Annotated in this window: 14 protein-coding genes; 5 read left to right on the top strand and 9 right to left on the bottom strand. The window is 70.9% G+C overall.

What is annotated here, in order from left to right:
• Positions 1-28: 28 nt before the first annotated feature.
• Entirely contained in the window at positions 29-1,078 is a 1,050-nt protein-coding gene (locus AC3IPY_RS18770) for a zinc-dependent alcohol dehydrogenase family protein (protein WP_489185794.1), read from the top strand.
• Positions 1,079-1,222: 144 nt separating this feature from the next.
• Here the strand turns inward: AC3IPY_RS18770 and AC3IPY_RS18765 are convergent, their stop codons facing one another.
• The 6 genes from AC3IPY_RS18765 to AC3IPY_RS18740 form a co-directional block, all read right to left on the bottom strand.
• Positions 1,223-1,873 (bottom strand): DUF2510 domain-containing protein, encoded by a 651-nt coding sequence (locus AC3IPY_RS18765; RefSeq protein ID WP_489185793.1) that lies wholly within the window; start codon positions 1,871-1,873, stop codon positions 1,223-1,225.
• Between the two features lie 144 nt (positions 1,874-2,017).
• The gene (locus tag AC3IPY_RS18760; protein WP_489185792.1) at positions 2,018-2,611 is read right to left on the bottom strand and encodes a nitroreductase family protein; all 594 of its coding nucleotides are present in this window, start codon (positions 2,609-2,611) and stop codon (positions 2,018-2,020) included.
• Between the two features lie 204 nt (positions 2,612-2,815).
• Positions 2,816-3,934 carry a threonine aldolase family protein gene (locus AC3IPY_RS18755; protein ID WP_489185791.1) on the bottom strand — a complete coding sequence of 373 codons (1,119 nt, stop codon included), beginning with the start codon at positions 3,932-3,934 and terminating at the stop codon, positions 2,816-2,818.
• Positions 3,935-4,152: 218 nt separating this feature from the next.
• Positions 4,153-6,264: an alkaline phosphatase family protein gene (locus AC3IPY_RS18750; protein WP_489185790.1), complete on the bottom strand. Its 2,112-nt coding sequence runs from the start codon at positions 6,262-6,264 to the stop codon at positions 4,153-4,155.
• Positions 6,265-6,421: 157 nt separating this feature from the next.
• A complete protein-coding gene (locus AC3IPY_RS18745; RefSeq protein ID WP_489185789.1) occupies positions 6,422-7,573 on the bottom strand; it encodes an ABC transporter permease in 1,152 nt (383 codons plus the stop codon).
• Positions 7,570-8,454 carry an ABC transporter ATP-binding protein gene (locus AC3IPY_RS18740; protein ID WP_489185788.1) on the bottom strand — a complete coding sequence of 295 codons (885 nt, stop codon included), beginning with the start codon at positions 8,452-8,454 and terminating at the stop codon, positions 7,570-7,572. The genes AC3IPY_RS18745 and AC3IPY_RS18740 overlap by 4 nt, the downstream gene beginning before the upstream one ends.
• A gap of 147 nt (positions 8,455-8,601) precedes the next feature.
• Here AC3IPY_RS18740 and AC3IPY_RS18735 point away from each other — a divergent pair, with 147 nt between their 5' ends.
• From AC3IPY_RS18735 to AC3IPY_RS18720, 4 genes are all read left to right on the top strand, one after another.
• A complete protein-coding gene (locus AC3IPY_RS18735; RefSeq protein ID WP_489185787.1) occupies positions 8,602-8,808 on the top strand; it encodes an antitoxin MazE-like protein in 207 nt (68 codons plus the stop codon).
• Positions 8,805-9,131: a type II toxin-antitoxin system PemK/MazF family toxin gene (locus AC3IPY_RS18730; protein WP_489185786.1), complete on the top strand. Its 327-nt coding sequence runs from the start codon at positions 8,805-8,807 to the stop codon at positions 9,129-9,131. The genes AC3IPY_RS18735 and AC3IPY_RS18730 overlap by 4 nt, the downstream gene beginning before the upstream one ends.
• Positions 9,132-9,162: 31 nt before the next feature.
• Positions 9,163-9,714 (top strand): peptidase dimerization domain-containing protein, encoded by a 552-nt coding sequence (locus tag AC3IPY_RS18725; protein WP_489185785.1) that lies wholly within the window; start codon positions 9,163-9,165, stop codon positions 9,712-9,714.
• Positions 9,715-9,939: 225 nt separating this feature from the next.
• Entirely contained in the window at positions 9,940-11,337 is a 1,398-nt protein-coding gene (locus AC3IPY_RS18720; protein ID WP_489188372.1) for an MFS transporter, read from the top strand.
• A 154-nt stretch (positions 11,338-11,491) separates the two neighbouring features.
• Here AC3IPY_RS18720 and AC3IPY_RS18715 read toward each other — a convergent pair whose 3' ends face one another.
• Genes AC3IPY_RS18715 through AC3IPY_RS18705 form a run of 3 tightly spaced genes read right to left on the bottom strand, consistent with a single transcriptional unit; the run spans position 11,492 to position 12,880 of the window.
• Complete coding sequence (locus AC3IPY_RS18715) at positions 11,492-12,070, bottom strand: dihydrofolate reductase family protein (protein WP_489185784.1); 579 nt, start codon at positions 12,068-12,070, stop codon at positions 11,492-11,494.
• Positions 12,070-12,546 carry an SRPBCC family protein gene (locus AC3IPY_RS18710; RefSeq protein ID WP_489185783.1) on the bottom strand — a complete coding sequence of 159 codons (477 nt, stop codon included), beginning with the start codon at positions 12,544-12,546 and terminating at the stop codon, positions 12,070-12,072. Before AC3IPY_RS18710 ends, AC3IPY_RS18715 begins: the two co-directional genes overlap by 1 nt.
• Positions 12,539-12,880, bottom strand: coding sequence for an ArsR/SmtB family transcription factor (locus AC3IPY_RS18705; protein WP_489185782.1), 342 nt, complete (start codon positions 12,878-12,880; stop codon positions 12,539-12,541). The genes AC3IPY_RS18710 and AC3IPY_RS18705 overlap by 8 nt, the downstream gene beginning before the upstream one ends.
• Positions 12,881-12,942: the final 62 nt, after the last annotated feature.

Here is a 12,942-nt window from a genome sequence, read left to right as displayed (position 1 = left end):
ACGAGCGCGCGCGCGTAGGCTCGAACGCATGCTCGCAACCGTGATCCACGCCGCCCATGACATCCGCGTCGAGACCGTGCCCGACCCCGTGCTGTCGACCGGAGGCGACGCGATCGTGCGCGTGGTCGCCGCCTGCGTGTGCGGCTCCGACCTCTGGCCGTACCGCGGCATCACGCCGACCGACGAGCCGCATCGCATCGGGCACGAGTTCGTCGGCGTGGTCGAGGCCGTCGGCGACGACGTGACGCTCATCGAGGTCGGCGACTTCGTGATCGCGCCGTTCTACGTGTGCGACAACACCTGTGTGAACTGCGCGAACGGGGTCAGCACCTCGTGCCTGAACGGCGGATGGTGGGGCGGCGACGACCGGCTCGGCGGCTTCGCCGACGGCGGCCAGGGCGAGCGCGTGCGCGTGCCGCTCGCCGACGGCACCCTCGTGCCCGTTCGCCAGGAGATCACCGACGAGATGGTGCCCGGCCTGCTCACGCTCAGCGACGTGATGGGCACCGGGCATCATGCGGCCGTCTCGGCGGGCGTGCAGCCGGGCGAGTCCGTCGTGGTCGTCGGCGACGGCGCCGTCGGGCTCTGCGCCGTCATCGCCGCGAAGCGACTCGGGGCGACGACGATCATCGCGATGTCACGGCATCGCGATCGGCAGGACCTCGCCCGTGCCTTCGGCGCCACTCACATCGTCGCCGAGCGCGGCGACGAGGGCGTGCTCGCCGTCAAGCAGCTGACCGGCGGCATCGGCGCCGACCGCGTGCTCGAATGCGTCGGCACGAAGGAGTCGATGGACCAGGCGATCCGCTCGACCCGCCCCGGCGGAATGGTCGGATACGTCGGCGTGCCGAACGGTGGGCCCGAGCTGCCCGTGCGGCCGCTGTTCAACCGCAACGTCGGCGTCAACGGCGGCGTCGCACCCGTGCGCGGCTACATCGAGGAACTGCTGCCCGATGTGCTCTCGGGGGCGATCGAGCCCGGCCGGGTCTTCGACCTGACCCTGCCGCTGTCGGAGGCGGCCGAGGCCTACGCCGCCATGGACGAGCGCCGCGCCGTCAAGGTCATGCTGCGGCCGTAGCGCCAGGGCCCGGTGCGTCCGTTCGGGCCCGGAGTTCCCATTCGGTCGGCGACATGCGGCGCCGACGGAGACGCCGGACGCACCACGCCCAGCCCCGGTGCGACCCGAGGGCGGCGACCGCCCGTCGACGACCGTCGATGCGACTCAGTACCCGACGACCTCGGTGACCGCCGCGATCGAGGCGAGCACGACCCAGACCGACCACACGATCGCGATGATGACGGCGGCCACGTTCACGCCGATCGCGGTCCACATCGGTGCCAGGCCGCGGCCCGTCTGCCGGCGCACGACGACCGAGCGGCCGATGACGTAGACGAACGAGCTCAGGAACGCCCACGCCCAGTGGAAGCGCGACGCGTAGCCGGCGCGGCCGAGGGCCGCGTGATCGAGCGCGGCGCACCAGACGACGATGCCGTAGAGCACGAACGAGAGTGCGACGGTGCCGAGGTACCAGGGGTCGAAGAAGATCGCGTAGGGCGCGAGCGGGTCGGAGAGGTCGGCGGAGGCCACGACGTAGCGCGCGGGGTCGAACGTCGCCAGTGAGATCAGTCCGAGCAGCGGCAGCAGTGCGACGAGCCAGATCCACGGGGTCGAGGTCGGCGTGCCCTCGGGCACCGTCGCAGCGACCGCGCGCTCGCCGTACGGCTGCGGCGTGGCGGGCTGTGCCGGCGCGACCTGCTGTGCCGGCGCGACGTGCGCCGTCCACTGCACGCCGTCCCACCAGCGCTGCGCGGGCGCACCGCTCGGGTCTGGGTACCAGCCGGCGGGCGTCACGGGGGCAGCATCATTCGTCATCGGATCTCCTCGTCGGGGTCCGGGCCATGTTATCGGCGCCGGCCGACGGCCCGAAACGACGCGAGCGGATGCCGCGACCCGGGGCCGCGGCATCCGCTCGCGTTCATTCGGGGCCGGCCGCGCCGGACCCCGGGGCGAGGGAGACTACTCGCCGACGAGGACGAGCTCGTCGAGCGACTTGCGCTCGCGGGGAGCGACCTCGCGCTCGCGGAGCACGTCGGGCAGCGCGTCGACGTCGCCGAGCACGCCGATCGTGGTGATCGAGACGATCTCGAGGTTGTCGGCGAGGCTGAACGCGTCGTGCAGCTTGGCGGCGTCGAACCCGCCCATCTGGTGGGTGTGCAGGCCCTCGTGCTGCGCCTGCACGGTGAGGTGCGCGACGGCCTGGCCGAGGTCGTAGCGCGCCCACGGGCGCGGCTTGCCCTCGGCGTCGGCGATCTCGGCGATGTTGATGACCAGCGCCGCGGCCGAGTCGGCCCAGACCTGGTTGAAGCCCATCATCGCGTCGTGCGCGGTCGTGAACGCGGCGGTTCCGCGGCGGGCGACGATGAAGCGCCACGGCTGCGAGTTGTTCGCCGACGGCGCCCAGCGGGCGGCCTCGAGCACGGTGCGCAGCGCCTCCGCGTCGACGACGGCGTTCGGGTCGAACGCGCGGGGGCTCCAGCGGTCGACCAGCGGGTCGATGAGCTGCGCCGTGGTGTCGGCGCGACGGGAGGTGAGATCGGTGACGAGCGTCATGGTGCAGCTTTCGGAGGGGGAACGGTGGCCGGGGCGCCGTTGTCCCGTTCCATTGCAACGCATAAATCTGGGAGGTATTCCAGGAACGGGAGCAGCTTTCACAATTCAGGAACATCTGGCGGTTATGGCCGCCGACGCGAACGGCGAGGCCCGGAATCACGGGCCTCGCCGGTCCGCCTTCCTGAATTCTGAAGGGGGTGGGGGTCAGCCGCGCGCGAGCTCCTCGCGGATGCCGGCGACGAAGGCGTCGATGTCGTCTTCGCTCGTGTCGAACGAGCACATCCAGCGCACCTCGCCCTTCGCGGCATCCCAGTCGTAGAACTTGAAGCCGCGCTCGCGCAGGCGGTCGGCGACGCCGAGGGGCAGCACCGCGAAGACGCCGTTGGACTCGGTGGCCTGGCTGAAGCCGAGGCCGGGCAGCTCGCCCGCGGCGATGCCGGCGTCGAGGGCGTCGCGCAGGCGTCGCGCCATGGCGTTCGCGTGCGACGCGCTGTCGAGCCACAGGTCGCCCTCGAGCAGGGCGATGAGCTGCGCCGACACGAACCGCATCTTCGAGGCGAGCTGCATGTTCAGCTTGCGCAGGTACTTCAGGCCGTCGGATGCCGCGGGGTTGAGCACGACGATCGCCTCGGCGCCGAGCGCGCCGTTCTTGGTGCCGCCGAAGCTCAGCACGTCGACGCCGGCGTCGCGCGTGAACGCGCGCAGCGGCAGCCCGAGCGACGCGGCCGCGTTGGAGAGGCGTGCGCCGTCCATGTGCAGCAGCATGCCGTGGTCGTGCGCGTGGTCGGCGATGGCGCGCACCTCGTCGGGCGTGTAGAGCGTGCCCAGCTCGGTGGTCTGCGTGATCGATACGACGAGCGGCTGTGCGCGGTGCTCGTCGCCCCAGCCCCACGCCTCCTCGTCGATGAGCTCGGGGGTGAGCTTGCCGTCGGGCGCCACGACGGTCAGCAGCTTCATGCCGCCGACGCGTTCGGGTGCTCCGCCCTCGTCGGAGTTGATGTGCGCGGTCTTCGCCGAGATCACGGCGCCCCAGCGCGGCAGCATCGACTGCAGGCCGGTGACGTTCGCGCCCGTGCCGTTGAACACGGGGAACGCCTCGACGCCCTCGCCGAAGTGCTTCGCGAACACCTGCTGCAGGCGCTCGGTGTAGGCGTCTTCACCGTAGGCGACCTGGTGGCCGCCGTTGGCCGCGGCGATCGCGGCGAGCACCTCGGGGTGCACGCCGGAGTAGTTGTCGGAGGCGAAACCACGGATGGTGGTGTCGTGGAGGGGGGAGGGCTCGTGGGTCACCGAACCATCCTGCCACCCGGCGGCTGGCGGCATCCTGACGGTCGGCGCACGGAACCTGCGTTGCGCGGGCGGTGCGCGCACGGATGCGCGACAGGGAGACGGTCGAAGACCTGAGGATGCCGCGACCTCCCGGTGTCCCAGACGAGCGGATGCCGCGACCGGGCCGGATGCCACGACCGGGCCAGGTGCGCTGAAGAAACACGGATGCCCCGGGGCGCCGGCCCCGAGGCATCCGCTCGCCTGCTCGCGACTCAGCCGAGGAGCGTGAACACCGTCGTCGAGGTGTTGCCCGCGACGTCGTGCACGACGAGGGTGTTCTCGCCCGCGACCGCGCCGAACACGCCGGGCTTCACGAAGTTGAGGTCGGACCAGGCGTTGTCGGTCAGGTCCTTGACCACGCCGTTGAGTACGACCCTGTCGACCTTGCCCGCGTCGAAGAGCTTGAAGCTGACCTTCTCGTAGACGCCGTCGGCGCCGACCGTCTCGCCCGCTCCGGTCTTGACCGTCGCGGTGGGCGCGGTGGCGTCGATCGTGAAGGCGAACGTGCCGGTCTTGGCGATGTTGCCGGCGAGGTCCTCGGCGTTGAACTTCACCGTGTAGGCGCCGTCGGGCAGCGTCACCGTCGCCCGGTGCGTGCCGGTCGTCGCGCCGCCGACCGGGCTCTGGGTGCTCTTGACGAGGGTTCCGTCGCGGTAGACGTTGGCCACGATGCGCTTCAGCCCGCGGTCGTCGCTCGCGTCGACCTGCACCTCGAGGGCGCGGAAGGGGCCGGCCGTGGTCGGGGTGACGAGCGTCGCGACCGGCTTGGCCGTGTCGGGCTCCTCGGGCACCTCGGGCGCGGCCTCCTGGTCGAGGCGAACGCGGTCGACGGTCCAGAAGGCGCTGTTCGTGCCCGTGTAGTGGAAGCGGAACTGCGCCGTGCGGGCGCCGGCCGGCGCGTCGAAGGTCAGTCGCTCCACCGTGTTCGTGTTCGCCGAGTACGCCTTCAGCGACTGCGGCGCGCCGCCGTCGAAGCTCACCGAGACCTCGGCCGACTGCGGGCCGTCGATGAAGTAGTTCGTCGCATACGCGAGGGTCGCGGTCGCGGCGCCCGTCAGCGGGTACTCGGGGCTCACGAGCGTGGAGTCGAACTGACCCGCGCCGTGCGACTTGTCGTCCCACTCGTCGGAGTCGGCCACGGCGAACACGTCGCGGCTGCGCACGCTCGTCTCGCGGCGCTGGCCGAGCTCGACGTTCGTCCAGAACTCGTCGGTCGAGAAGGCCCAGCCGGCCCATTCGGCAACCCCGCCCGCGGGCATCTTCGAGTTGTCGATGCTCCAGCCGTCGGGCGCGGTGTGCGTCCAGCCGAGCACGCCCGCGCCGGGGCGGGTCTCGTCGACCTTGCCCTGCAGCACGGGTCGGAGCGCGTCGAAGTCGTCGGCCTCCAGGTCGCCGAGTGCGCTGCCGTCGAGGTTCCACGCGGCGTCACGGTCGACGCCCGCCGCGGCGATCAGGGTCGGCGCGATGTCGACGACCTTGACGTCGTTGCGCACCGAGCCGGCATCGATGCCGGGGCCCGCCGCGATCACGAACGTCTTGCGCTCGGCGGGCGAGTTGCCGCCGTGCCCGCCGGTCGGCGTGTGGCCGTGGTCGGCGGTGACGATGATGGTCCAGTCCTCGTCGGCGCGCGTGGGGCGGGCGTCGACGGCGGCCAGGATCTCGCCGAGCTGCGCGTCGGCGCGCCGCAGTGCCGCGCCGTACGCCGCGCCGTTCGTGCCGACCGAGTGGCCGGCGCCGTCGACCTCGTCGAGGTGCACGAACACGTCGTCGGGGTCGCCCGTGCTGAGGGCGGCGACGGTCTTCGCCGTGGTGCCGGCGTCGTTGCCGCCGGCGATGCGCTCGTCGATGGCAGGGCCGAACACGATCTGCGGGATCGGGCCCCACGTGCCGACGACGAGCGTCGAGCGATCGGGCTCGGCGGCCTCGATGCGCGTGAGGTAGTCGGGGAACTCGGCGTAGTTCGGGTTGGTGAAGTTGTTGTCGAGCACGCGGTGCTTGTCGGGCCAGACGCCGGTGGCGATGCTCGACCACCCGGGGCCCGAGATGGTGCCCGCCATCGGCGAGGCGTAGAGGTTGCTCGTCGCGGTCAGGCCCGAGGCGCGGAGCGCGTCGAGGTTCGGCATGCCCGCGGCCGCGAAGAAGTCGAACGAGGCGCCGTCGATGCCGACGACGAGGGTCTTCGCGGTGCGTTCACCGACGGCGGATGCCGCGGGGACGGCGGATGCCGCGGGGCCGAACGCGCTCGCGGTCATGGGTGCGGAGACGAGCAGGGCGCTCAATGCGACGGTCGAGACAGCGAGGACGCTGCGTTTCGTCGAGGACATGGATTCTCTCCAGAGCTTGGCGTGCGTCCGCGCGGTCGCCCGGACGCACGCCAGTCTCACGAGCCGCCGTCTCCGCCCGGTTCGGTTTCGGTGGGCACCGGGTGAACGGGCGACGGCGAACCGCCGGAGTTGTCCGGACAGGAGCGGAACCGCGGCGTCAGCCCCGCAGCGCGTCGCCGAGCTTCACGCGGGCACCCGTCTTCAGGAGCGAGTTGCGGTACATGCGCTCGCCGACGAGCACCGCCGCGGCGGCCGTCGCGAGCAGGATGGCGAGCGACACGAACGGCTCCCACCACTCGGTCGTGCCGAGGAACACGCGCATCGGCATGCCCACGGGCGCCGAGAACGGCACGTAGCTCATGATCGCGAGCACGGTCGGGTTGTTGTTGAACACGATGATGAGGATGTACGGGATCATCACGAGCATCGTCACGGGCGTTGTGACCGAGCCGACGTCTTCAGCCCGCGAGACGAGCGCCGAGCTCGCCGCGAAGAGCGCCGCGAGCATCACGAACCCGATCGCGAAGAACACCACGAACCAGATGACGGATGCCCCGAGCCCGCCGAGCAGCACCCGTTGGCCGGTGAGCATCAGGCCGAGCAGCGCGAGCACCGCGATCGCGAGGATCTGGCCGAACGCGAGCACGCTGTTGCCGATGACCTTGCCGGTGAGCAGGGCGCGAGCCGACACCGTCGAGAGCAGGATCTCGACCACGCGGGTCTGCTTCTCTTCGACCACGGACTGCGAGATCGTCGAGCCGAACGTGATCGCCGACATGAAGAACACGATGCCGAAGCCGAAGGCCACGAGGTAGGCGAGGCCCGGATCCACGGCGGCGGGCTCGAGCAGCTCGACACTCGGGTACACCGCGAGGGCCTGGGCGACGCCGGTCGGCGCCTGATCGAGTCCGATCACGACGACGCCGAGAGGGTCGGATGCCGCGGGGGCCACGATCGCGTCGACCTCGCCGTCGCGCAGCAACTGCTCGCCGGCGGCCTGGTCGTCGACCGGCACCGCCTCGAGCGCGGCGTTGCCGTCGACGGCCGACGCGGCGGTGCCGACCACCGCGACCTTCGTCGCGTCGGACTGCCCGCCGAGGAGCGAGCCGAGCACGACTGACGCGAGCACCGCGAGCATGAGGATGCCCGTCGAGATGAGGAACGCCTTGCTGCGCAGGCGCATCGTGATCTCGCGGCCCGCGATGAGGCTCACGCTCTCGACGAATCGGGGTGCGGTCGGGCGAGCGGCGTTCGCCGGTCGGGTAGGCGCGCCGGCGCTGTGCCGAGACCCGCTGTTCTGCGTGCTCATCGCACGACCTCCTTGAAGATCTGGGCGAGCGAGGTGCGCTCGCGCGCGAAGCTGGTGAGGCCCCCACGGGCGACCGCGGCGGCGAGGGCGGCCTCGCGCGCGGCATCCGACTCGGCCTCGAAGACGGCCCAGCCTCCGTCGAACTCGATGACGCGGATGCCGGGCTGCTGGCGCAGCCAACCGGCGTCGCCGCTCGCGAGGAGCTCCCAGCGGTCGGTGCCGTACTCGGCGCGCAGGGTCTCGCTCGTGCCCGAGGCGACGATGCGCCCGCCCGAGATGATGACGAGGTCGTCGCAGAGGCGCTCGACGATGTCGAGCTGGTGCGAGGAGAAGAGCACGGGCGTGCCCTTCGCCGCGACATCCGCCAGCACGCCCTGCACCGTCTCGACCGCCATCGGGTCGAGACCCGAGAACGGCTCGTCGAGCACGAGCAGCTCGGGCTGGTGCACGAGGGCGGCGGCGATCTGCGCGCGCTGCTGGTTGCCGAGCGAGAGCGACTCGATCGTGTCGCCGGTGCGCTCGCCGAGGCCCAGCCGCTCGAGCAGGTCGAGCGCGTTGCGCCTGGCGGCCTCGGCCGACCAGCCGTGCAGGCGCGCGAGGTACACGATCTGCTCGAGCACCTTCATCTTGGGGTAGAGACCGCGCTCCTCGGGCATGTAGCCGAAGCGGCGGCGGTCGCCCTCGGTGAGCGGGCTGCCGTCGATCGTGACGGATCCCCCGTCGGAGGAGAGCACGCCCAGGATGATGCGCATGGTCGTGGTCTTGCCTGCGCCGTTGCCGCCGACGAAGCCGGTGAGACGGCCGTCGCCGACCGAGAAGCCCACGTGGTCGAGCGCGAGGCGCTCGCCGTAGCGTTTGGTGACGTCGTTGAGTTCGAGCATGGCTCAAAGCTACGGATGCCGCGTGCCCGGGGCATCCCCCGTGCGGATGGACGTGCGCGGGGTCGGCGTCGCGCGCCTCCGCCGTGCGGGGGAGGCGGTTGCAGCTCCGCGCTCGCCACTCGACGTCGTTACATGTAACATTGGAGCATGGCGGTTCGTGATCGGGTGAGCGATTACCGGCGGCGCATGCGTGAGCGCGGCTATCGACCGGTGCAGGTCTGGGTGCCCGATGTGCGCACCGAGCGGTTCGCCGCCGAAGCACATCGCCAGGCCGCCGCCGTGGCTGCAGCCGCTGGGCAGAGTGACGACCAGGCGTTCATCGAGGCGATCTCCGTCGATTGGGACGATGCGTGAACCGCGGAGAGCTCTGGAGCGTCGCCGGCGGTGTCTACGCCTCCAAGCCGCGTCCGGCGCTCATCATCCAGGATGACCGGTTCGACGTCACCGATTCGGTGACCGTGCTCCCGCTGACTTCGACCGTGGTCGATGCGCCGTTACTCCGTATCCCCGTCGCGGCGACGGAGGTCTCGGGTCTGCGTCAGGACAGCGCCGTCATGATCGACAAGACCACCACTGTGCGCCGCAGCAGCGTGCAGGAGCGCGTGGGGCGTCTCACCGCGGCGCAGCTCGTCGAGGTCGAGCGCGCCATGCTCGCCTTCCTCGGCCTCGCCGGCTGAGCGGATCGCTCCGCAGCTGAAGCGCGGCACCGTGCTCTCCTCGTTCGTGCGCAACGCGGGCGAGGCGGCCAACGTCATCCCCGCGCACGCCGAACTCGAGATCGAGACGCGGTCCGCGAACGCCGACGACTGGGAGAACGTGCGCCGCCGCGTGCGCGAATGCGTCGCGGGCGCGGCGCAGGCGACCGGGTGCACGTTCGAGATCGAGCTGCCCGAGCTGCCGTACGGCGTACTGAAGCAGGACGAACGCCTCTCCGAGCACTTCGACGACGTGCTGCGCGACCTCGGGTACGACGTGCAGGAGCAGCCGGACGGGCCCGGCGGCTCCACCGACATGGCGGATGTCTCGCAGTACCTGCCGGCCATCCACCCGATGATCGCGATCCGCGGAACGGGCGTGAACACGCCGGGGCACAGCCCCGAGTATGCGGCGATCGCGATGACTCCCGCGGCCGACGCGGCGATGCTCGACGGTGCGGTCGCGCTCGCGCTGGCCGCCACGCGGGTCGCGGCCGATGCCGAGCACCGCGCCGAGCTCGTGGCCGTGCAGGCCGCGCGCGGCCCGTTCACCTGGGCGGACTGAGCCCCGGCGGGCCGCACGAAGCCGGACGGGGAGCGCGGGCGAGGGACACGTCTCGCGCTCCCCGTCCCATATCCGGCGGGGGTTCCGGATGTCGCAGGTCGTGGTTACCCTCGCAGGGTGAGCGATCCTCGCGACGAGCCTTCCGAAATCGCGGCCCCGGCAGAGGCCGCGGATTCGTCGGGCGCGGCGATCGCGGCATCCGACGTGGTGCCGCCGCCCGACGGCATGCGCACCTTCCTGCAGGTGCTCGTGAACACGGCCATCGCCAACGTCACCACGAGCTTCCTGTGGTTCGCGCTCACGTTCTGGGTGTACCTCGAGACCCGATCGGTGCTGGCGACGGGCATCATCGGCGGCGCCTACATGCTGCTCATCGCCTTCTTCGCGATGCTCTTCGGCTCGATCGTCGACCGGCACCGCAAGCTGCAGGTCATGATCTTCTCGAGCCTCGTCACGCTCGGGGCGTTCGTCGTCGCCGGGGTGCTCTACCTGCTGCAGCCCGAGTCGTCGCTCGTCGATCTCGGCGGGCCATGGTTCTGGGCGTTCTCGGGCATCATCCTCTTCGGCTCGGTCATCGAGCACATGCGTAACATCGCGCTGTCGACCACGGTCACCCTGCTCGTGCCCGTCGAACGCCATGCCAACGCCAACGGCCTCGTCGGCACGGTGCAGGGCCTCGCGTTCATCGTGACGAGCGTGTTCAGCGGGCTATCGATCGGCCTGCTCGGCATGGGCTGGACCCTCGTCATCGCGATCGGCATGACCCTCGTCGCCCTCGTGCACCTGCTGTTCCTGCGGGTGCCGGAGGAGCGGCCGGTGCCGGCCGAGGGCGAGCGGGCCTCGACCATCGACATCCGCGGCAGCATCGCCGCCATCCGCTTGGCGCCGGGGCTGTTCGCCCTCATCATCTTCTCGACGTTCAACAACCTCATCGGCGGCGTCTACATGGCGCTCATGGATCCGTACGGACTCACCCTCTTCCCGGTCGAGGCCTGGGGCGTCGTGCTCGGCGTCTCGGCCACCGGGTTCGTCATCGGCGGCCTCGTGATCGCGAAGTTCGGCCTCGGCCGCAACCCGATCCGCACGATGCTGCTCGTCGTCGTGGGCATGGGCGTGCTCGGCGCGCTCTTCACGATCCGCGAGTGGTGGGTGCTCTACGGGCTCGGCATCTGGGTCTACATGGCGCTCATCCCGGCGGTCGAGGCGGCCGAGCAGACCGTCATCCAGAAGGTCGTGACCTTCCGGCGCCAGGGCCGGGTCTTCGGCTTCGCGGCGGCAGTCGAGTCCGCGGCGGCGCCGATCACGGCGTTCCTCATCGCGCCCATCGCCGAGTTCGTGATCATCCCCTACATGAACACCGGCGCCGGTCAGCAGGCCTGGGGCTGGCTGCTCGGCGAGGGCGAGGCCCGCGGCATCGCGCTCGTGTTCCTCGTCTCGGGACTCGCCATGGTCGTGCTCGCCCTGCTCGCCTTCACGACACGCTCGTACCGCCTGCTCTCGGCCGAGTACCAGGGCAACGAGTCCTCGGTCCCGGCGAGCGGCGAGGCGGCGGTCGGTGATCCGGCGGCTGCCTCTGGTGCCGCGGCCGCGCGCGCCTCAGCGCCGAGCTCTCCCGAGGAGTAACCCGTCGGGTGCACTTCGTGATTTCGGTACCGAAGTACCGTTCGGTACCGACTCCGCAGGCTCAGTGCGCTGCTCCTTGGCGCATCCTTCGCGCAGTTCCGGTGCCGAAGTGCCGGCCGGCACCGATTCCGTCGCGTGATCCGGTCGCCGGCGCTCAGCGCACGACGTAGCGAAGGCTGACGACACCTCCCGGCCGCGCCTCGACGTGACCGAGCTCGAGGGCGCCGTCACCGACCTGGACCGGGGTGAACGAGCGCCCAGCTCCCAGCAGCACGGGCACGACGCGCAGGTGCAGTTCGTCGACGAGCCCGGCCTCGAACAGCGCATCGGTGAGGGTGAGGCTTCCCCACACGATGACGGTGGCGAACCGCTGCTCGAGCGTCGAGACGGCGTCGACGGCGTCGCCGCGCAACACCTCGATCTCGCCGTCGCCCCATGGCGCCGCCTGCAGCGTGTTCGACACGACGAACTTCGGCAGTCTGTCGATGAGCTCGGCGACCTGCTCGACCGCGGGATCGACGCCCGGCCAGTAGTCGGCGAACATGCGGTAGGTCGTCGCGCCGAACAGGATCGCGTCGGCCTGCGAGACGTAGGCGAGTTGCTCGGCGTCGTTCAGGCGGACCTCGCCGTCGGCACCGGGCCGGACGAGCGCCTCGAAGAAGTCGAGGCCTCCGGCGGGGTCGGCGGCGTATCCGTCTGCGGTGACGATCTGTTCGACGAGAAGGCGGCCCATCAGGGCGCCTCGGTGCGGTCGAGATGCTCGACGAGGAGGTCGAACGCGGAGTCCCAGCCGTCGTAGACGTCGTCATCACCCGGCGCTCCGTCGAAGCCGAGGACGTGGAAGGTCATGCGCGTCTGCTCGCCACGATCGCCGTGTTCGGCGAGCTCGATGGTGAGGACGGGCGCGCTCTCGTCGGGGTCGCCGGGCGAAGCCCAGGTCATGACGATCCGCTCGGGCGGGGTGACTTCACGGTACACGCCGACGGTCGGGTACTCGCTGCCGTCGGGCGCGATCATCGTGTAGCGGTACCGGCCGCCGGGGCGTACGTCGAGATCCACGCTCTCGCGGGGCGTGACGATGCCGCGGGGGTGCCACCAGATGGCGGCCTCGTCGGGGTCGGTCCAAGCACGCCAGACGACGTCGCGGGGCGCGTCGAAGACGCGCGTGATGGTGAACTGCTTCGTTGCGGAGGCGGTCTGCTCAGGCATCCGTCTGTCCTTTCAGCTCGCGGAGTCGCTCGTCGAGCAGGTCGAAGCGCGCGTTCCACTCGCCCCGGTGGCGTTCGACCCAGGCCGAGGCCTCGTCGAGCGGCTCGGTGCGCAGGGTGCACGTGCGCCATTGGGCCGTGGCGGTGCGCTCGATGAGCCCCGCACGCTCGAGCACCTTGAGGTGCTGCGAGATCGCCGGGCGGCTCATCGCGAAGGGCTCCGCCAGTTCGCCGACGGTCGTCGGACCGTTGCGGAGTCGCGAGAGGATCTCGCGCCGCGTCGGATCGGCGAGCGCCTGGAACACGAGGCTGAGCTCGTCGGGCTCCCCCTGCATGTAAGCAACTCCTTAATTAATGATTTGCTTAAACTACGCGCGCGCCCGCGCTGCGTCAAGGC

The organism is Agromyces sp. GL_144 (genome assembly GCF_057834305.1).
The sequence above is the reverse complement of the archived record's forward strand: the minus strand, read 5'-3'. Positions and strand labels throughout refer to the sequence as shown.

Excerpts from the sequence above, each read along its gene's own strand:
- AC3IPY_RS18770 (WP_489185794.1), top strand. The coding sequence starts at position 29 with ATGCTCGCAACCGTGATCCACGCCGCCCATGACATCCGCGTCGAGACC.
- AC3IPY_RS18765 (WP_489185793.1), bottom strand. The coding sequence starts at position 1,873 with ATGACGAATGATGCTGCCCCCGTGACGCCCGCCGGCTGGTACCCAGAC.
- AC3IPY_RS18760 (WP_489185792.1), bottom strand. The coding sequence starts at position 2,611 with ATGACGCTCGTCACCGATCTCACCTCCCGTCGCGCCGACACCACGGCG.
- AC3IPY_RS18755 (WP_489185791.1), bottom strand. The coding sequence starts at position 3,934 with ATGCCGCCAGCCGCCGGGTGGCAGGATGGTTCGGTGACCCACGAGCCC.
- AC3IPY_RS18750 (WP_489185790.1), bottom strand. The coding sequence starts at position 6,264 with ATGTCCTCGACGAAACGCAGCGTCCTCGCTGTCTCGACCGTCGCATTG.
- AC3IPY_RS18745 (WP_489185789.1), bottom strand. The coding sequence starts at position 7,573 with ATGAGCACGCAGAACAGCGGGTCTCGGCACAGCGCCGGCGCGCCTACC.
- AC3IPY_RS18740 (WP_489185788.1), bottom strand. The coding sequence starts at position 8,454 with ATGCTCGAACTCAACGACGTCACCAAACGCTACGGCGAGCGCCTCGCG.
- AC3IPY_RS18735 (WP_489185787.1), top strand. The coding sequence starts at position 8,602 with ATGGCGGTTCGTGATCGGGTGAGCGATTACCGGCGGCGCATGCGTGAG.
- AC3IPY_RS18720 (WP_489188372.1), top strand. The coding sequence starts at position 9,940 with ATGCGCACCTTCCTGCAGGTGCTCGTGAACACGGCCATCGCCAACGTC.
- AC3IPY_RS18715 (WP_489185784.1), bottom strand. The coding sequence starts at position 12,070 with ATGGGCCGCCTTCTCGTCGAACAGATCGTCACCGCAGACGGATACGCC.
- AC3IPY_RS18710 (WP_489185783.1), bottom strand. The coding sequence starts at position 12,546 with ATGCCTGAGCAGACCGCCTCCGCAACGAAGCAGTTCACCATCACGCGC.
- AC3IPY_RS18705 (WP_489185782.1), bottom strand. The coding sequence starts at position 12,880 with ATGCAGGGGGAGCCCGACGAGCTCAGCCTCGTGTTCCAGGCGCTCGCC.